At 66.4% G+C, this 17,159-nt stretch carries 18 protein-coding genes; 9 read left to right on the plus strand and 9 right to left on the minus strand.

Annotation, left to right across the window (positions count from 1 at the left end; genetic code table 11):
- Window positions 1–5: 5 nt before the first annotated feature.
- A complete protein-coding gene (locus VAR608DRAFT_RS24390) occupies window positions 6–776 on the minus strand; it encodes a DeoR/GlpR family DNA-binding transcription regulator (protein ID WP_088956414.1) in 771 nt (256 codons plus the stop codon).
- 101 nt (window positions 777–877) lie between these two features.
- Between VAR608DRAFT_RS24390 and glpD the strand changes: the two genes are divergently transcribed.
- Window positions 878–2,521, plus strand: a complete 1,644-nt coding sequence (gene glpD / locus VAR608DRAFT_RS24395; protein ID WP_088956415.1) for a glycerol-3-phosphate dehydrogenase — start codon at window positions 878–880, stop codon at window positions 2,519–2,521.
- Between the two features lie 122 nt (window positions 2,522–2,643).
- On the opposite strand, the gene VAR608DRAFT_RS38115 is transcribed toward glpD, so the two are convergent.
- Together VAR608DRAFT_RS38115 and VAR608DRAFT_RS24405 are read right to left on the minus strand one after the other, a co-directional pair.
- On the minus strand, window positions 2,644–3,060 hold the full coding sequence (locus VAR608DRAFT_RS38115; protein WP_231972947.1) for a 2Fe-2S iron-sulfur cluster-binding protein: 417 nt from the start codon (window positions 3,058–3,060) through the stop codon (window positions 2,644–2,646).
- Window positions 3,061–3,134: 74 nt separating this feature from the next.
- On the minus strand, window positions 3,135–4,298 hold the full coding sequence (locus VAR608DRAFT_RS24405) for an MFS transporter (RefSeq protein ID WP_231972948.1): 1,164 nt from the start codon (window positions 4,296–4,298) through the stop codon (window positions 3,135–3,137).
- A 234-nt stretch (window positions 4,299–4,532) separates the two neighbouring features.
- Between VAR608DRAFT_RS24405 and VAR608DRAFT_RS24410 the strand changes: the two genes are divergently transcribed.
- The 4 genes from VAR608DRAFT_RS24410 (at window position 4,533) to VAR608DRAFT_RS24425 (ending at window position 6,737) form a co-directional block, all read left to right on the plus strand.
- Window positions 4,533–4,997, plus strand: coding sequence for a winged helix-turn-helix transcriptional regulator (locus VAR608DRAFT_RS24410; protein ID WP_088956416.1), 465 nt, complete (start codon window positions 4,533–4,535; stop codon window positions 4,995–4,997).
- A gap of 336 nt (window positions 4,998–5,333) precedes the next feature.
- On the plus strand, window positions 5,334–5,783 hold the full coding sequence (locus VAR608DRAFT_RS24415) for a hypothetical protein (RefSeq protein WP_157731110.1): 450 nt from the start codon (window positions 5,334–5,336) through the stop codon (window positions 5,781–5,783).
- Window positions 5,784–5,787: 4 nt separating this feature from the next.
- A complete protein-coding gene (locus VAR608DRAFT_RS24420) occupies window positions 5,788–6,258 on the plus strand; it encodes a hypothetical protein (RefSeq protein ID WP_331713003.1) in 471 nt (156 codons plus the stop codon).
- Window positions 6,255–6,737: a DUF2846 domain-containing protein gene (locus VAR608DRAFT_RS24425; protein WP_443082886.1), complete on the plus strand. Its 483-nt coding sequence runs from the start codon at window positions 6,255–6,257 to the stop codon at window positions 6,735–6,737. Before VAR608DRAFT_RS24420 ends, VAR608DRAFT_RS24425 begins: the two co-directional genes overlap by 4 nt.
- Window positions 6,738–6,803: 66 nt before the next feature.
- On the opposite strand, the gene VAR608DRAFT_RS24430 is transcribed toward VAR608DRAFT_RS24425, so the two are convergent.
- From VAR608DRAFT_RS24430 to VAR608DRAFT_RS24455, 6 genes are all read right to left on the minus strand, one after another.
- Window positions 6,804–7,217, minus strand: coding sequence for a PaaI family thioesterase (locus VAR608DRAFT_RS24430; RefSeq protein ID WP_088956418.1), 414 nt, complete (start codon window positions 7,215–7,217; stop codon window positions 6,804–6,806).
- A 24-nt stretch (window positions 7,218–7,241) separates the two neighbouring features.
- Window positions 7,242–7,862, minus strand: coding sequence for an HD domain-containing protein (locus VAR608DRAFT_RS24435; RefSeq protein ID WP_088956419.1), 621 nt, complete (start codon window positions 7,860–7,862; stop codon window positions 7,242–7,244).
- 3 nt (window positions 7,863–7,865) lie between these two features.
- The gene (mltB, locus tag VAR608DRAFT_RS24440; RefSeq protein WP_088956420.1) at window positions 7,866–8,954 is read right to left on the minus strand and encodes a lytic murein transglycosylase B; all 1,089 of its coding nucleotides are present in this window, start codon (window positions 8,952–8,954) and stop codon (window positions 7,866–7,868) included.
- Between the two features lie 81 nt (window positions 8,955–9,035).
- Window positions 9,036–11,030, minus strand: coding sequence for a transglutaminase family protein (locus VAR608DRAFT_RS24445; RefSeq protein ID WP_443082887.1), 1,995 nt, complete (start codon window positions 11,028–11,030; stop codon window positions 9,036–9,038).
- A complete protein-coding gene (locus VAR608DRAFT_RS24450; protein ID WP_172843894.1) occupies window positions 11,024–12,031 on the minus strand; it encodes a DUF58 domain-containing protein in 1,008 nt (335 codons plus the stop codon). The genes VAR608DRAFT_RS24445 and VAR608DRAFT_RS24450 overlap by 7 nt, the downstream gene beginning before the upstream one ends.
- Complete coding sequence (locus VAR608DRAFT_RS24455; protein WP_088956422.1) at window positions 12,028–12,948, minus strand: AAA family ATPase; 921 nt, start codon at window positions 12,946–12,948, stop codon at window positions 12,028–12,030. Before VAR608DRAFT_RS24455 ends, VAR608DRAFT_RS24450 begins: the two co-directional genes overlap by 4 nt.
- Window positions 12,949–13,021: 73 nt before the next feature.
- Between VAR608DRAFT_RS24455 and VAR608DRAFT_RS24460 the strand changes: the two genes are divergently transcribed.
- The 4 genes from VAR608DRAFT_RS24460 (at window position 13,022) to VAR608DRAFT_RS24475 (ending at window position 17,110) form a co-directional block, all read left to right on the plus strand.
- Entirely contained in the window at window positions 13,022–13,975 is a 954-nt protein-coding gene (locus VAR608DRAFT_RS24460; protein ID WP_088956423.1) for a histone deacetylase family protein, read from the plus strand.
- A 4-nt stretch (window positions 13,976–13,979) separates the two neighbouring features.
- The gene (locus VAR608DRAFT_RS24465) at window positions 13,980–15,260 is read left to right on the plus strand and encodes a mechanosensitive ion channel family protein (protein ID WP_088956424.1); all 1,281 of its coding nucleotides are present in this window, start codon (window positions 13,980–13,982) and stop codon (window positions 15,258–15,260) included.
- 153 nt (window positions 15,261–15,413) lie between these two features.
- The gene (locus VAR608DRAFT_RS24470; RefSeq protein WP_088956425.1) at window positions 15,414–16,175 is read left to right on the plus strand and encodes an electron transfer flavoprotein subunit beta/FixA family protein; all 762 of its coding nucleotides are present in this window, start codon (window positions 15,414–15,416) and stop codon (window positions 16,173–16,175) included.
- 2 nt (window positions 16,176–16,177) lie between these two features.
- A complete protein-coding gene (locus tag VAR608DRAFT_RS24475; protein ID WP_088956426.1) occupies window positions 16,178–17,110 on the plus strand; it encodes an electron transfer flavoprotein subunit alpha/FixB family protein in 933 nt (310 codons plus the stop codon).
- The last annotated feature ends 49 nt before the right edge of the window (window positions 17,111–17,159 follow it).

Here is a 17,159-nt window from a genome sequence, read left to right on the forward strand (position 1 = left end):
GTCCTTCAGTGTTCCCGGGCGACGACACAACGCACTTGCGCGCGTTCGATCAGATCCGGGAAGGGCGGCGGCGGCTCCGCATCGGTGAACAGGCAGTCGATCTGCGACAGCTTCGCCAGCTCGATCATCGCAGGCCGGTTGAACTTGCTCGCATCGGCGGCCAGCCACACCTCGCGCGCCTGCGCGATGATGGTCTGCGCCACCTTCACCTCGCGCAGGTCGAAGTCGCGCAGCGTGCCATCGGCCTCGATGCTCGACACGCCGATCAGCGCGATGTCGACCTTGAACTGCCGGATGAAATCCATCGTCGCCTCGCCGACGATCGCGCGGTCGCGCAGCCGCACCGAGCCGCCGGCCACGATCACCTCGCAGTTCGGATTGCCGCTCAGGATCGTCGCGACATTGAGGTTGTTGGTGATCACGCGCAGACCGGTGTGGCCCAGCAGCGCCTTGGCGATCGCCTCGGTGGTAGTGCCGATGTTGAGGATCAGCGAGCAGTCGTTCGGCACCTTGGCCGCCACCGCGCGCGCGATGCGCGCCTTGCCTTCGGCATGCAGGTTCTCGCGCTGCTGGTAGCCGATGTTCTCGGTGGTGGAGCTCGGCACCCGCACGCCGCCATGAAAGCGCGCGAGCAGCCCTTCGTCGGCCAGCCGCTGGACGTCGCGGCGCACCGTCTGCAGGGTGACGCCGAGCATGCTGGCCAGCTCGTCGACGTGGATCGACCCGCGCGAGCGCACGGTGTTCAGCAGTTTGAGTTGTCTGGGGTTGGAATTCACGGGGAGCAGGCGCAGCGCAGGGCGCGAACGAATTTAAAACGAAAAGAAACGAATGGACTTGAGGGTTAACGCCGACGAAAATCGCACCTTAAGGAACCAATATGAAAATATTCGAACACGAATATCCCTCGAATCGCGCTTCTTCAAGCCGCCCTGCAGACCCCTGCGCCGGGTCAGAGACCGACTGCGACGTCCTGATCGTCGGCGGCGGCATCAATGGCTGCGGCATCGCGCGCGACCTCGCGGGGCGCGGCTGGCGCGTCGTCCTCTGCGAGAAGGACGATCTCGCGGCCCACACGTCCTCGTCGTCCACCAAGCTGATCCATGGCGGGCTGCGCTATCTGGAGTACTTCGAATTCTCGCTCGTGCGCAAGGCGCTGCAGGAGCGCGAAGTGCTGCTCAAGAGCGCGCCGCACATCATGTGGCCGCTGCGCTTCGTGATGCCGCACGACCCCTCGATGCGTCCCGCGTGGATGATCCGCCTGGGCCTGTTCATGTACGACCACCTGGCCCGGCGCGAGGTGCTGCCCGCTTCGCGCAGCGTCGATCTGCGAAAGCATCCGGCCGGCGAACCGCTCAAAAGCGCGTTCAAGCGCGGCTTCGTTTATTCGGATGGCTGGGTGGACGATGCGCGTTTGGTGGTGCTGAACGCGCTGGACGCGCGCGGACGCGGCGCCGAAGTGCTCACCCGCACCCGTTGCGTGAGCGCGCAGCGCAGCGCGGACAAGTGGACGGCCGTGCTCGAAGGCCCCGAAGGGCAGCGCACCGTGCGCGCCCGCGCGGTCGTCAATGCGGCGGGCCCGTGGGCCGAAGCCTTCCTGCGCGGCGTGGCGCGCCCGGCGCGCGACGAGGCGCTCGCCACCCGGCACCTGCGGCTGGTCAAGGGCAGCCACATCGTGGTGCCGCGCGTGTTCGCCCACGACCACGCCTACATCTTCCAGAACCCCGACAAGCGGATCATCTTCGCGATCCCGTACCAGGACGACTTCACGCTGATCGGCACCACCGACATCGAGCTCGCCGGCGACGACCCCGGCGCGGCGCGCATCGGCGACGACGAGATCGACTACCTCTGCACGCAGGCGAGCCGCTATTTCGAGAAGCCGATCCGGCCCTCGGACGTGGTCTGGACCTACTCCGGCGTGCGTCCGCTGCTCGACGACGCCTCGGGCGATCCGTCGGCCGTCACACGCGACTACCTGCTCGAAACCAACACGGCGGCCGCGCCGCTGCTCTCGGTGTGGGGCGGCAAGATCACCACCTTCCGCAAGCTCGCCGAAGACGCCGCCGATGAAGTCGGCCGCATGCTCGGCGACGCGCGCAAGCCGTGGACCGAAGGCGCGTTCCTGGCCGGCGGCGATCTGTCGGCATGGATCGGCGGGACGAGCCGCGCATCGCGGCCCGACGACGATTTCGAGCGCTTCGTGGCCGAAGTGCAGAAACGCCATCCCTGGCTCGACGCCGGCCTCGCGCGCCGGCTCGCGCGGGCCTACGGCGCACGCATCGCCGAGGTCATCGGCGACGCGCGCTCGATGCACGACCTCGGCCCCGCGGTCGCGCCCGGCCTGCACGAGCGCGAGCTGCACTACCTGCGAAGCGAGGAATGGGCGGTGAGCGGCGACGACGTGCTGTGGCGCCGCTCCAAGCTCGGCCTGCACTACGCGCGCGCCGAGCGCGAGCAGGTCGACGCATGGATGCGGGCCCATGAAGCCGATGGAGAGGAGGTCCGTGCGGCTGTGACTTGACGGCCGCACCAAGAAGGCGGACGCGCGCAGACTGGCTCTATCCGCAGATCACCACACGCGTCCTGGGGTCAGCCTTCCTCTGATGTGCATCGCGCCGGTCGATCTCCTCGGCCGGCGCGACGTCATCGGCTATCGCGCTTGCGACTTCTTCCTATCTTTTCCGAAGCTCCTTGATAGAAATCCAAGAGCGGACGCAATGAAGAGGAAGAGGAAGAGCCAGGAGCGACCAGTTGGCTGTTCCGCGTCGCAGTGCCGGCTCCTCCGATGACCGTCGTCAAACTCGGCCAGTTCAAAGAGTTGATCGGCGTCAGGTGATCTTCCTCCCTGTTGCTCAGATTTGAAAGGCCTTCAAGAACTTCGATGACGCATGCGCCGCACGCGCCGGCACGGCAGCCAAAGGGAATGCGATCCGACCCCGTCAATTCGAGTGCCAACTCGGTCAATGAGCTTCCGCGCGGTAGCCAGGCTTCATTGCCACTGGGGCTCATGATCACTTTGAACACGCTGACCTCACTTCCCTTGGATGCAAGACAGGACATGCCACCATTTCGCCGGTCGACGAACGTGTGCTTGGTGGTTTCGGAAAAATCGCTGCGCCCTCGCCGGGCTGGTGCTATGGGTTCTGACCTCGGCACATTCGTTTGCGGGTTGCCAGCCAGAAGGCAAAGGCGACGGAACTGATTGAGAAGCCGAGCGCGCATACGCCGAGCCAACCTGCCTTGGAGAAAACGAAGGTTGATGCGATGGCGCCAAGTCCACTGCCGGCAGCGTAGAAAAGCATGTAGCAGGCGACAAGTCGACTGTGTGTCTCTGGCTTGTTGTTGAGAATCATGCTCTGGTTGATGACATGAATGGCCTGTCCCCCCAGATCGAGCAGGATGATTCCAAGCATCAGGGCCAGCATGGAGTGGTGCAGAAGAGCAATCGGCGCCCAAGAGAAAAGCATGCAGAGAAGGGCGATACAGGTTGCTGGCTGTCCCAGTCCACGGTCGGCCCACCTGCCTGCACCGGCTGCTGCCAGGGCGCCAACCAGACCGATCAGGCCGAATGCTCCAATGGTGGTGTGGGACATCGAGTACGGGGCTGCCGAGAGCGGCAGGACCAAGGTGCTCCAGAACACGCTGAATGCGGCAAACATCAGCAAGCAAAGAACTCCGCGCACCTGCAGTGTTCTTTCGCTCAGGATCAGTTGGAGCATGGAGCCCAAGAGCTTCGAATAATGCAGTTTGGGTGCGGGGGCGCGGGGCGTTGGCAGTGCGTGTGAGAGCACTACCAGCATCAGGAGCGAAAGTGCGGCCGAAACGACGTAGACGGTGCGCCAGCCTGACACGTCAGCGGAAAAGCCTGCGAGCGAACGGGCCGAAAGCAAGCCGATCACAACGCCACTTTGCACGGTTCCAACAACGCGGCCGCGTTCTGATTCCTGGGCCATGTTCGCGGCGTAGGCGATCAGCCCTTGCGTCATGGCGGTTCCGAGCAACCCGATGGCCGCCATTCCGATCAGCATCAATATCCATGAAGGCGACCAGATGACGAGCCCAAGTGCTCCCGTCAACAGGACGAGTTGCGCGCAGATCAAACGTTTGCGGTTGACGAGGTCTCCGAGCGGAACCACCAGAAGCACCGCCAACGCACAGCCAATATGGATGGATGTGATCACGCCTCCTACCGCTGCGTGACTGATTGCGAATTCGTCGGCAATGGAGTCAAGAAGCGGCTGTGCGTAATAGACATTGGCCACGCTCATCGTGCCGCACGCCGCCAGCAACAGCAACATGGGCCGTCTGATTCCCGGGGACTCGGAAAGCTGTTCGCCTCTGAGACTGTCTGGGGCGGCCATTTGAGCCTTGGCGATCGTTAACTCTCTGGTCATGTGAGAAAGATCAGGTAGTTGCGTAATGAAACTGGATCGAACTCTACTTTTGGTGGTTGTAAAATGCAACTACCTATCAGCGGAGTTCTTGTAACAAAAGCCGACATCAGATCCGGCGGTCCTTAGGGGCGAAATGAAATGGCTAGACGGAAGAACTTCTGCGATTCGCCTTGTCCTGTGGCGAGGGCGGCGGATGTGATTGGCGATCGCTGGTCGCTACTTATCGTTCGCGATGCCTTTGATGGTGTGCGACGCTTCGGTGAATTCCAGGCGAACCTGGGTATCGCACGGAACATCCTGACCGAGCGTCTGAGGATGCTCGTGGATGCGGGTGTGCTGGAGACAGTACCGGCGTCGGATGGCTCCGTCTACCATGACTATGCAATGACGCCACGCGGCCTGTCCCTGTTTCCGGTGATCGTGACGCTCCGGCAATGGGGAGAGCAGTATTTGTTTGCGCGTTCGGAGCCGCATTCGACGTTGCTTGAGCGTGACTCTGGCAAGCCGGTCCCTGTCGTCGAGGTGAAGGGCCGCGACGGGAGGGTCATAGGGCCGGAAGAAACTTATGTGCAGAAGTTAGGGAAGAAGCCAGCAAAGGTGTAGGCCCCGAAGGACACGGATCTTGAAACGAGGCCGTGACCCAAGCCCTGCCTCATGTGCGAACGGAGATGAGCCTGCAGGTACTGGCCTACTCGTATGTGGGCCCAATGCCAGAGGTGGCCCCTCGGCTTGGTGAAGGTGGCGGTCACGTCGCGCACGATGATGCCGGCGATGAGGCTGCCGACGAGGCGGGCAACTTGAGCCCGGTGAGGGTGATGAGGTCGCTGGTGCCGCGACCGAGCCATCAGTGCAGGGCTAACACCAATGCATCGATCAGTATCTTTTTGTATCTTGTTGCGTTAACCGGTCATCGGTCCGTGCAATACAACAAGGAATTCAGTGAAAGCGCTCGCACTACTTTTTGCCGCCGCAGCACTTCTCGCCGGATGCGGCAGCACCTCCGGACGACTGGGTCCTCTTCCCGAGGTGGCGAATTCCTCGGCGGCCTCCAAGGTGGTGGTTGTCAGAGTCAGCAGCATGGTCGGCGCGGCCAATGGATACATCGTCGCGCTGGATGGAAAGGATGTGCTCGGCATCGGCTCGGGCGAGCATGCCGAGTTCGCGGTAGCTGCGGGCGAGCACTATCTCGGCGTGAAATGCTTCGGTGGATTCACGCCGACGTGGAAGGAGGACTCGCTCAGGTTCGACGCAAGACAGGGGGCGCCCAGCTACTTCGTGGTGCGTCCCAACCTGAGCTGTGCCGCTGTCAGGTCCGCGGACGAAGCGGAGGCCAGGAAACTGCTTGCGACCAGCAAGGCCGTCAATCTCGACAAGCTTGTCTCCAAGTAGCGCCGTGGGAACCGAATCGACGACCGGGCGGGGATCAGGTCCCCGGCGCACCGGCGCGTCCGGCCGATGGCTGCGGGCGTGCGGAAATGCCGCGCTCTTCACTCTCGTCGCGGCCGCGCTCGTCGGCTGTGCGCCGATGGTGGCCTCCGTTCCGGCGCGGCTCGAGGCGCCCTCGGCAGGGGCCGCCTCGTTCGCCGCGCATGACGCTCGATTGCCATCCGACGTCTCGATCCGGCTCGCGACGGGCTATTCGCGCTCTTTGCCGGCGGGCAGCCAGTGGCGTCCGATCGGCCAGCTTCTGCAGGGGCAGGTCTACCGTCCCCTCGACTCGGTCTTCACGATTGAAGGGCGGCAGGTGCATGAGGCGTACCTGGTGGTACGCGCCGACGTGCTCACCGGCTTCTATCTGCCGGCGGAAGGCCGCTTTTCACCGCTCGATCCCCCAGTGCAACTACCCAAAGGAGTGTTTCAGTGACTTTGATTTCGGCCTCCAAGCGCAGTGTCCTTCGTCTTGCCATTGCCGCCTGCGCAGTGAGCGTGCTCGCCGGTTGTGCATCCGGCATCAAGCATCAGGAGATGGCCAGTTCCATTCCGAGCATCAAGCAGGGTGAGGGCCGGATCTACTTCTTCCGGTCCTCGTCGATGTTCGGCGCAGCCATCCAGCCGGACATCCGTCTCAACGGAGAAGTCGTCGGCACTTCCAAGCCGGGCGGCTTCTTCTTTGTCGATCGCCCGGCCGGCAACTACGTGGCCGCCACCTCGACCGAGACGGAGAAGAGCGCGAGCTTCGTTCTGGCCCCCGGAGAGACGAAGTACCTCCGGACCTCGCCGTCCTTCGGCGTCATGGTCGGCCGTATCGTGGTCGAACTCGAAACCGCCGAGAAGGCGAAGGCGGAGCTGCCCTCCCTGAGCTATACGGGCAAGCCGCTGGGTGCCAAGCAGGCGAGCAAGTAGGCAAGACTCCGGCGCGAGGGACTCTTCGTCGCGCCCATCCCCAGGGCGCCGGGCGGCGTCTTATGCCTAGAGGTCGGCGAGGATGCCGGTCGAAGTCGCTTCCGCCGCCAGCTTGCCTTGCGGGTTGTAGAGCGAAGCTTCGAGGAACGCGACCCGCTTGCCGCGCCGGATGATGCGCGCTTCCGTGCGGCCCTCCCCGGGGCCGACCTTCTCGTAGAAGCTGACCTTGATCTCCAGGCTGAACACGGTCTGCCTGTGATCGGATTCGTGGATCACTGCATGGGCCATCGCCGCGTCCAGCCACGCGGTGATGAAGCCGCCTTGCGCGATCGTCCCGTTGGTGTGGCAGTACTCGCGCCGTACCGTGAAGGCGGCCGAGAGCACCTTGCGCTCGGGGTCCCAGCCGGTCACATGGAAATTGCCCATCGATTCGCTCAGCGCCTTGCCTGAGCGGATGCGTTCGTCGAGGTCGTCGTTCATGGAGGGTGCTCGCTTTGGATGTGCCTAGCGCTTGACCGCGCGCTTCAGGTTGGCGCGCGCGGCCGCTTCGAAGCGTTCGCGCATCGGTGCGGTGAGATAGAGCGGATCGCGCGCGAGAAAGCCGGCGAGTTTCTCGCGGCGCCGTGTTTCGAAGACCTCGGCCGGCACGTGCGCGTATTCGATGCGGATCTGCCTTTCGTATTCCGCGAAGCGCTCGGCCGGTGCGCCGAGGATCGCGAGGTCGATGTCCACCAGAAGCCGCGCATCCGCACCGATGGGCTCCGCCTCGTGGCGCGTCGCCATCACGAGCGCATGCACGCGCTCGGCTGCGTCGGGCGCGGCGCCAGCGTCCTGCATCGCGCGCCGTGCCCACTCGGCGCTGCGCTCCTCGTTGTCGTGCCGCCGCACGTCGTAGACCGCGTCATGGAACCAGAGGGCGAGCGCGACTTCGGCCGGGCGTTGCGCGCTGCCTGGCTGCGCCTCCAGCAGCGCGAAGCATTCGCCCAGATGCTGGAGCGTGTGGTAGGCGCGATGCGCCTCGCAGTGCGCGGCCAGCAGCTCGTCCAGCAGCGCCTCGTCGGGCGATCCGACCCGGAGCGCGCGCCAGGCCTGGACCCACGTGTCGTGCAGCGCGGCTTCGTCCATCAGTCAGTTCTCCATCGCGGCGCGCACTTCGCGCCCGAGCTCGATCACCGACATCGCGTAGTAGCTGCTCCAGTTGTAGCGCGTGATCACGTAGAAGTTCTGCGTGCCGGCCACGTAGCTCGGCGCATCGCCGCCGTTCTGCAGTTCGATGAGCGCGAGCAGTCCCTTGAACTGCAGTGCTTCGCCTTCGAGTACCGCGCCGCCGGCGACGAAGGCGTCGGCGCTGAAGGTGGGCACGATGTCCGGACCGAGCAGCACCGCTTTCTGGAGCCGCGATTCGTCGAGGCTCACCGGAAAGACCGGCTGCACGCCGGGTTGCCAGCCGAAGGCCTTGAAGTAGTTGGCCACCGAGCCGATCACGTCGATCGGGTCGTTGACGAGGTCGATGCGGCCGTCGCCGTCGTAGTCGACCGCGTACTTGGCGATGCTGCTGGGCATGAACTGCGGCATGCCCATCGCGCCGGCATAGCTGCCGAGCGGGAGCAGCGGGTTCTCGTGGGTGCGGCTTTCGGTGCTGAGGAAGCTTTCGAGTTCGCTGCGGAAGAAGGCCTGCCGCTCGCTCGCGCGCGGATGCGCCTCTGGAAAATCGAAGGCCAGCGTCGCGAGCGCATCGATCACGCGGAAGCTCCCCATGTTGCGCCCGTAGATGGTCTCGACGCCGATGATGCCGACGATGATCTCGGCCGGCACGCCGAACTCCGCCTCGGCGCGCGCGAGCGTGACCGCGTTGTTGCGCCAGAAGCGCATGCCGGCCTGGATGCGCACCGGGTCGATGAAGCGGCTGCGGTAGGCATACCAGTTCTTCGGCGTGCCGGTGGGCGCGGGCAGCATCAGGCGCGGCACGCTGGGCAGCAGCCTGGCGCTGCCGATGGTGGCCCGCACCCATTCGCGGTCGAGATGGCGGCGCGCGGCGATCTCATCGGCGAACTGCATCGCGTCTTCGCGGGTGGCATAGGGGATGCCGCGCGCCGGGGCGTTGCGCTTGTCGGGCGCGGCCTGCGCGGTCGCGTGGGTGCCGGGCAGGAAGGTGGCGGCGCAAAGCAGGGCCGCGAAGAGGGCGTTGGAAAAAACGGGGAGCAGGGGGCGTGGCATCGCGTGGATTGTGCCGTCCGCGCGGCACGCGCCGGGTGGAAGTTCACATGTGGTTTCAGCGCGGCTATCCGGCGCGGCGGCTCAGCGCGGCCAGGTGAGGCGGCGGAACTCGGCGCGCAGCGCCGGCAGCGCGGCCGCCGGCGATTTCGCGTAGCGCTGGGCTTCGAGGCGCAGCAGCCAGTCCTGCGCTGCCTGCGCGTCGGCGCCGAAGCGTTCGGCGAGGCGCGCGGCCATCTGGCGCGGCGGTGTGGCTTCGGCCACGTCGATGCCGGCCAGCTTCAAGCGCGCGCGGGCCTGCGCGAGCAGGCGCAGCCACGGGTCGTGCTGGCTGCGTTCCCACAGGGTCCAGCCGGCGCCCGCGAGGCTCGTGACGACCAGGAGCACGAGCAGCACGAGGATGAGGTCCTGCAGGCTCGGCGCCTCGAAGCCGATGTTCCTGAGCAGGTTGAGCTGCCGGCTCTGGGTGTAGTTGAGCACCCACTGGTTCCAGCCGTTGTTGATCGCTTCCCAGGTCGCGTGCAGGTTGAGGACGAGCGATGGCGACATCGCCTCGAACGCCTCGGCAATGATCCCCGGCTGGGCCGCGAGGCGGCGGAACTGGCCGACGCGGTCGGGCGAGATCGCGCCGGTGGGATCGACGCGGGTCCAGCCCAGGCCTTCCTGCCACACCTCGGCCCACGCGTGGGCGTCGCTGTGGCGCAGCACCCAGTAGTTGTCGACCGAATTGAGCTCGCCGCCCTGGTAGCCAGTGACGATGCGCGCGGGAATGTCGAGCGCGCGCATCAGCACCACGAAGGCCGAGGCGATGTGCTCGCAGAAGCCGGCCTTGGTGTCGAACCAGAACACGTCGGCGGTGTCGTCGCCGTAGACGCCGGGTTCGAGCGTGTACGAATAGCCGCCGGTGCGAAGCCGCTGCAGCACGTTCTGCACCAGCGCATGCGTCGATGCGCCGGCCAGCGCCGGGTCGCGGCGCATTTCGGCGGCGAGCGCAACGGTGCGCGGGTTGGTGCCCGGCGGCATGGACACGTAGGCCTGCATTGCGCGGGTGCGGCGCAGCGGGCCGTACTGGAACTCGGGGAAGCTCTCGGCGCGATAGCGCACGAGATCGCCGATGGGACGGTTGGCGAGCCACTGCAGCTCGGGCGTGCCGGACACCGTGTATTCGGGCAGCTCGGGCGCGAGGGGCGTGGCTTCGAGCGTGAGGAGCCACGGGCGGTTGGAAGCCTGGAGCGTGACTTCGTAGTTCACCGGCGCTCCGTGCGTCCGCAGGTCCGGCGGGGGCTGCTGGCGCAGGATCGGGGCCGCCTTCCATTCGCGGCCGTCGAACTGCGAGAGCACCGGGCCGCGGAAGTAGAGGCTCGATCGTGCCGGGATGCGGTCGCCGTCGAACCTGACGCGCGCGGCGATGCCGTCGTCCATGGCGAGTTCCGCGATGGTGCCGACGCGCATGGTGTCCGACAGGCCGGTGCGCCCGGCCATCGCGTCCCCCGGCACGCCCCAGAGCGGCGCCAGGCGCGGGAACAGCATGAACAGCACGACCATGATCGGCGCGCCCAGCAGCGCCATCGACCCCGCGGTGCGCGCCGCCTGCGCGAGCGGCGGGCGGCCGACCGGCATGTGGGCGTTGACCAGCGCCGTGAGCAGGCCCAGCAGTGCGAGCAGCATCGCGAACGCGGTCGGCAGCGATTGCGAATAGAAGAAGTTCGTGAGCATCGTGAAGAAGCCCAGGAAGAAGACGACGAAGGCATCGCGCCGTGCGCGCAGCTCCAGCGTCTTGAGCGCGAGCAGGATCACGATGAGCGTCACCCCGGCATCGCGGCCGAGCAGCGTGCGGTGCGTCGCGTAGGTGGCGACGAGCGTGATCGCGAGCAGCGCGACGCGCCACCATTTGCTGGGCAGCGGCCTGGCCTGCACCGCGAGCGTGCCGCGCCAGACGAGCACGATGGCCGCGAGCAGGCTGCACCACCAGGGCAGGTGCGGCACCTGCGGCAGCAGGATGAGGCCGATGACCGACAGCAGGAAGAGCGTGTCCCGCGCGTCCCTCGGCAGGGCCTGGAGCCTGCTCATGCTCAACATAGCGCCAGCGCCTCCAGGCATTGCCGCTTGTGCGCCTCGCCCTGCGATGGCTGGACGGTGCGGCCGCCCGCGCGCAGGCCGTAGTCGACGCCGAGATGGTCGGCCATCAGCACCCAGGCGCACAGCCGCGACAGGCGCGCTTCGGCGTCGGCCAGGCCGGCATGCTGCGCATCGAGCCAGAGCTGCGAGCGCTGGGCCTGCAGCGTGTCGCGGCTGACCAGTTCATCGGAGCCGGCGGCCTGCGCCTGCGCGGCGCGCTTCCACACCACGAGCTTGAGCGAATCGCCCCGGCGGTAGGCCCGCACGCCGTCGTATTCGCCCGCGATGTGCGCGCGCATCGCCACTGCGGCGCTGGGACCGGCCAGCGGTTCGGCCTCGGGCAGCGGCGGCGGGTTCGATTCGGGGGCCGGGTAGACGAGCACCTGCGCGGCAGGCCGCCATATCGACCAGACGCGGAAGGTGCCGAGCGGAAAGCGCGTTTCCGCCGTCAGCGTGGGCACGGCATGGAGGCCGCGCCGCTCGGGCCTGAAGGCGACTTCGACCGTCGCGCTGCCTTGCGCCGGCACATCGCTCCACGACCATTGCCCGCTGCGGTGCACCGCGAAGCCGATGCCGTAGCGCGTGCTGCGGCGGGCGTTGCTGAGCACGATGCGGAACACCGCGGCCGAGCCGGCGTACTGCGGCTCGGGCAACATGAGCCGCATCGCCAGGCCGCGCAAGGTGCCGTGGCACACATACATGCCGACCGCCACGCAGCCCGCGAGCAGGAAGGTCAAGAGGTAGCCGAGGTTGAGCTGGTAGTTGATCGAGGCCACCAGCAGGAGCAGCAGGGTCGCGGCCAGCATCCAGCCGGCCCGGGTCGGCAGGATGTAGACGTTGCGCTGCGTGAGCTCGAGCGTGTCGGACGGCGCACGCCGCGACAGGAACCACTGGTCGATGCGGGACCGCAACTGCGCGAACGGATGCGCGACCCACTTGCGGGCGGGCGCCGGCGCGTTCACGGCAAGGGCACCGCCGCGATCATGGCGCGCACCTGCTCGACGGCGCCCCGGCCCGCGTCGCCGACCGGCGTCAGGCGGTGGGCGATGGTCTGCGGCAGCACCGCCTGCACGTCGTCGGGCGCCACGTAGTCGCGGTTGGCGAGCAGCGCCTGCGCCTTGGCCGCGCGCAGCACCGCGATGCCCGCGCGCGGCGACAGGCCCTGCAGGAACCAGCGGCCGGAGCGCGTCGCGGCGATCAGGTCCTGCACATAGTTGAGCAGCGGCTCCGCCGCGTGCACCTGGAGCACGCGCTGCTGCAGGGCGGTGAGCTCGCCGGCGGTGAGCAGGGCCGGCAGGCCCGCGAGCAGGTCGCGGCGGTCGGCGCCGGCCAGCAGCTCGCGTTCGGCCGCCCGGTCGGGATAGCCGAGCGAGATGCGCATCAGGAAACGGTCGAGCTGCGATTCGGGCAGGGCGAAGGTGCCGAGCTGCTCGTGCGGGTTCTGGGTGGCGATGACGAAGAAGGGCGTCGGCAGCGGGCGGGTCTCGCCTTCGACCGTCACCTGCTTTTCCTCCATGGCTTCGAGCAGCGCGCTCTGCGTCTTGGGGCTGGCGCGGTTGATCTCGTCCGCCAGCAGCACCTGGGCAAAGATCGGGCCGGGATGGAAGACGAAGCTCTGCTTGCCGCGGTCGTAGATCGCGACGCCCGACAGGTCGCCGGGCATCAGGTCGGCGGTGAATTGCACGCGCGAGAAGTGCAGCCCGAAGGTGTGCGACAGCGCATGCGCCAGCGTGGTCTTGCCGACGCCCGGTACGTCCTCGATCAGCAGATGCCCGCCGGCCAGCAGGCAGGCCACGCAGTCGCGCACCTGGGCCTCTTTGCCGACGATCACCGTGTTAAGCTGCCCGAGCAAACTGGCGAGCTTCGCGGCAACGTCCATTTTTGTATCCATATGCAAACCATACCCTAAGCCTCGCGGCCCCTGCGGCGCAAGGCCTTGGCGAAGAACGACCATGGGCAAGACCGGCTATTTCACACACCGCGACTGCTGGAGACACGAGATGGGACAGGGGCATCCGGAATGCCCTGCGAGGCTCGATGCCATCGAGGACCGGTTGCTCGTGACCGGCGTCGGCGACGCACTCGAACGCGGGGAGGTGCCGCTCGCCACGCTGGCGCAGATCACGCGCGCCCACAGCGTGGCGCACATGGAGCATCTCGAAGCGCTGAGCCAGCGCCTCGTCGAGGACGCACCCGCCGGCGGCCCGGATCACGCGCAGATCGACCCCGATACCTCGATGAACCGCTTCACCGTGCTGGCCGCGCGCCGCGCCGCCGGGGCCGCCATCGCGGCGACCGATGCGGTGATCGCGGGGCAGGTCGAGAACGCCTTCTGCGCGGTGCGGCCGCCGGGGCACCATGCCTGCCGCGACAAGGCGATGGGCTTCTGCTTCTACAACAACGTCGCGATCGCGGCGCGCCATGCGCTCGAACATCATGGCCTCGCGCGCGTCGCGATCGTGGATTTCGACGTGCACCACGGCAACGGCACCGAGGACATCCTGAGCAACGACCCGCGCGTGCTGATGGTGGGCATCTTCCAGCACCCGTTCTATCCGTACAGCGGGACCGAGCATCCGGCGCCGAACATGCTCAACCTGCCGGTGCCGGCCTACACGCGCGGCATGGACGTGCGCGAGCTGATCGAGGCCTGCTGGATGCCGCGCCTGGAGGAGTTCAAGCCGCAGATGATCTTCGTGAGCGCGGGCTTCGATGCGCATCGCGACGACGACCTCGGACAGCTCAGGCTCAACGAGAACGACTTCGGCTGGATCACCGGCCGCATCGTCGATGTGGCCCGCCGCCATGCGCAGGGCCGCATCGTTTCAATGCTCGAAGGCGGCTACAGCCTCGATGCGCTGGCGCGCAGCGTCGAAGAACATCTGAGGGTGCTGGCCGACTTGTAGATCGATGGATTTCAGCGCGTTTACCCAGAAACTCAGCCAGATCGAGGCGCGCGGCCTCTGGATCGAATTTGCCATCCTCGTCGCCTGCGTGGCCGTCGCGTGGGGCATCTGCCGCTGGTTCGGGCGCGACCAGCCGAAGGATTCCATCTGGTTCGGCGCCCGCGTCTTCGACGGGCTGCTGTTCCCACTGCTCGCATTGCTCCTCACCGATCTGGCCCGGCGCGGCGTGCTGACATTCCAGCCGGTGCTGGTGCTGCGCATCGCGGTGTCGGTGTTCATCTCGCTGGCGGTGATCCGGTTCTTCGCGCGGGTGCTGCGGGCCGTGTTCCCGGCATCGGCAATGGCGCGGCTGGTCGAGCGCACCATCTCGTGGATCGCATGGATCGGCGCGATCCTCTGGATCGTCGGCTTGCTGCCGCCGGTGCTGGCGGAGCTCGACGAGATCACGCTCGCCTTCGGCCGCACGCGCGTGAGCCTGCGCACCATTCTCGACGGCGCGCTGTCGGCGGGGCTGGTGATGGCGATCGCGCTGTGGATCTCGTCGACGATCGAGAAGCGCATCCTGCGCGAGGCGGTGAACGACCTCTCGATGCGCAAGGTGGCGTCGAATGCGATCCGCGCCTTCCTGCTGCTGATCGGCCTCCTGTTCGCGCTGTCCGCGGTCGGGGTCGACCTGACGGCGCTGTCGGTGCTCGGCGGCGCGCTGGGCGTCGGCCTCGGTTTCGGGCTGCAGAAGCTGGCGGCCAACTACGTGAGCGGCTTCGTCATCCTGCTGGAGCGCTCGATACGCATCGGCGACAACGTGCGGGTCGACGGCTTCGAAGGGCGCATCACCGACATCAAGACGCGCTACACGCTGGTGAGGGCGGGCAACGGGCGCGAGTCGATCGTGCCGAACGAGTCGCTGATCACGAGCCGCGTGGAGAACCTCTCGCAGGCGGACCTCAAGTTCAACATCCAGACGAACATCATCGTCGGCTACGACAGCGACGTGGAGACGGTGCTGTCCATTCTCTGCAATGCGGCCCACGCACAGCCGCGAGTCATCGCCGATCCGGCGCCGGTCGCCTTCCTGCTGAACTTCGTGCCCGACGGATTAGAGTTCAGCCTCAATTTCTGGGTGTCCGACCCCGACAAGGGGCGGGACAACCTTCGCTCGGCGATCAACATCGCCATTCTCGAGGGGCTGCGTTCGGCGGGTATCACCATCGCCAGTCCGCAGCGGGTGGTTCGCGTCGCATCGTTACCTTCTGATGCTTCGCCTTTGCCAAATGCCCATCTATAATTACGAAAAAAGCACGATCGTTCGATTTTTTCTCCGCGCCTGCTTTCGCAAGCGCAACCCCTGATTGAAATGAACACTTCGCGCAGGGCCCGGTGCCTAAAATCATCGAGCCCTGTACATGTCCCGGTTTCGCAATTCAATGGAGTCAAGCCAATGAAGATCCTGGTCCCCGTCAAGCGGGTCGTCGACTACAACGTGAAGGTGCGCGTCAAGTCTGACGGCACCGGTGTGGACATTGCCAATGTCAAGATGAGCATGAACCCCTTCGACGAGATCGCCGTCGAAGAGGCGGTTCGCCTGAAGGAGAAGGGCGTGGCGACCGAAGTCATCGCCGTCTCCTGCGGCGATGCGAAGTGCCAGGAAACGCTGCGTACCGCGATGGCCATCGGCGCGGATCGCGGCATCCTCGTGGAGACCGCCGAAGAGCTGCAGCCTCTCGCCGTCGCCAAGCTCCTGAAGGCGCTGGTCGACAAGGAGCAACCCGCTCTGGTGATCCTCGGCAAGCAAGCCATCGATGACGACAACAACCAGACCGGCCAGATGCTCGCCGCCCTGGCCGACCTGCCCCAGGGCACCTTCGCCAGCAAGGTCGAGGTCGCCGGTACAGATGGGGAAGGAAGGCTCAGCGTCACGCGCGAAGTCGATGGCGGCCTGGAAACCCTGTCCCTGTCGCTGCCCGCAGTCATCACCACCGACCTGCGCCTCAATGAGCCGCGCTACGTGACCTTGCCCAACATCATGAAGGCCAAGAAGAAGCAGCTCGATACCTTCAAGCCCGAAGACCTGGGCGTGGACGTCAAGCCGCGCCTGAAGACCCTGAAGGTCGCGGAGCCCCCCAAGCGCGGCGCCGGCATCAAGGTGCCCGACGTCGCCACGCTGGTGGACAAGCTGAAGAACGAAGCCAAGGTGATCTGATCATGACCGTACTTGTTATTGCCGAACACGACCACGCCACCCTCAAGCCGGCGACCCTGAACACCGTGACCGCGGCCAAGGCCTGCGGCGGTGATGTGCACATCCTGGTGGCCGGTGCCAACGCCGCCGAAGCCGGCAAGGCGGCTGCCCAGGTGGCAGGCGTTGCCAAGGTGATCGTGGCCGACAGCCCGAGCCTGGCGGAGAACCTCGCGGAGAACGTCGCCGCCCAGGTGCTGGCGATCGCCAAGAGCTACAGCCACATCCTGTTCCCCGCCACCGCCAACGGCAAGAACGTCGCCCCGCGCGTGGCGGCCAAGCTGGATGTGGCCCAGATCAGCGACATCACCAAGGTCGACAGCGCCGACACCTTCGAGCGCCCGATCTATGCGGGCAATGCGATTGCCACCGTGCAGAGCAGCGATGCGATCAAGGTGATCACGGTGCGCACGACGGGCTTCGACGCCGCAGCCGCCACGGGCGGCAGCGCCGCAGTGGAAAGCGCCGAAGGCGTGGCCGACAGCGGCAAGAGCAGCTTCGTGGGACGTGAAGTGACCAAGAGCGAGCGCCCCGAACTCACCGCGGCCAAGATCATCGTCAGCGGCGGAAGAGCCCTCGGCAGCGCCGAGAAGTTCACTGAAGTGATGGCGCCGCTGGCGGACAAGCTCGGCGCCGCCCTTGGTGCCAGCCGCGCCGCAGTGGACGCCGGCTACGCTCCGAACGACTGGCAAGTCGGCCAGACCGGCAAGATCGTCGCCCCGCAGCTGTACGTCGCCTGCGGCATCTCCGGCGCCATCCAGCACCTGGCGGGCATGAAGGACTCCAAGGTGATCGTGGCGATCAACAAGGACGAAGAAGCCCCGATCTTCTCGGTGGCCGACTACGGCCTCGTGGCCGACCTGTTCACGGCCGTGCCCGAGCTCGTCAAGGCGCTCTGAGCCACTTCAGATAGCTGTTTGGACCCAGAAGGGGCATCGTTCGCGATGC

Source organism: Variovorax sp. HW608 (assembly GCF_900090195.1).
GTDB lineage: Bacteria > Pseudomonadota > Gammaproteobacteria > Burkholderiales > Burkholderiaceae_C > Variovorax.

What these genes read in the sequence shown, in the direction of transcription:
- VAR608DRAFT_RS24465 (WP_088956424.1), top strand. Translation starts at nt 13,980, where the DNA reads ATGGATTTCAGCGCGTTTACCCAGAAACTCAGCCAGATCGAGGCGCGC.
- VAR608DRAFT_RS24405 (WP_231972948.1), bottom strand. Translation starts at nt 4,298, where the DNA reads ATGTTGCTGTTGCTGGCGGCGTGCGGCACGATGAGCGTGGCCAATGTC.
- glpD (WP_088956415.1), top strand. Translation starts at nt 878, where the DNA reads ATGAAAATATTCGAACACGAATATCCCTCGAATCGCGCTTCTTCAAGC.
- VAR608DRAFT_RS24445 (WP_443082887.1), bottom strand. Translation starts at nt 11,030, where the DNA reads ATGTTGAGCATGAGCAGGCTCCAGGCCCTGCCGAGGGACGCGCGGGAC.
- VAR608DRAFT_RS24455 (WP_088956422.1), bottom strand. Translation starts at nt 12,948, where the DNA reads ATGGACGTTGCCGCGAAGCTCGCCAGTTTGCTCGGGCAGCTTAACACG.
- VAR608DRAFT_RS24430 (WP_088956418.1), bottom strand. Translation starts at nt 7,217, where the DNA reads ATGAACGACGACCTCGACGAACGCATCCGCTCAGGCAAGGCGCTGAGC.
- VAR608DRAFT_RS24475 (WP_088956426.1), top strand. Translation starts at nt 16,178, where the DNA reads ATGACCGTACTTGTTATTGCCGAACACGACCACGCCACCCTCAAGCCG.
- VAR608DRAFT_RS24410 (WP_088956416.1), top strand. Translation starts at nt 4,533, where the DNA reads ATGGCTAGACGGAAGAACTTCTGCGATTCGCCTTGTCCTGTGGCGAGG.
- VAR608DRAFT_RS24460 (WP_088956423.1), top strand. Translation starts at nt 13,022, where the DNA reads ATGGGCAAGACCGGCTATTTCACACACCGCGACTGCTGGAGACACGAG.
- VAR608DRAFT_RS24435 (WP_088956419.1), bottom strand. Translation starts at nt 7,862, where the DNA reads ATGGACGAAGCCGCGCTGCACGACACGTGGGTCCAGGCCTGGCGCGCG.
- VAR608DRAFT_RS38115 (WP_231972947.1), bottom strand. Translation starts at nt 3,060, where the DNA reads ATGTCCTGTCTTGCATCCAAGGGAAGTGAGGTCAGCGTGTTCAAAGTG.
- mltB (WP_088956420.1), bottom strand. Translation starts at nt 8,954, where the DNA reads ATGCCACGCCCCCTGCTCCCCGTTTTTTCCAACGCCCTCTTCGCGGCC.
- VAR608DRAFT_RS24470 (WP_088956425.1), top strand. Translation starts at nt 15,414, where the DNA reads ATGAAGATCCTGGTCCCCGTCAAGCGGGTCGTCGACTACAACGTGAAG.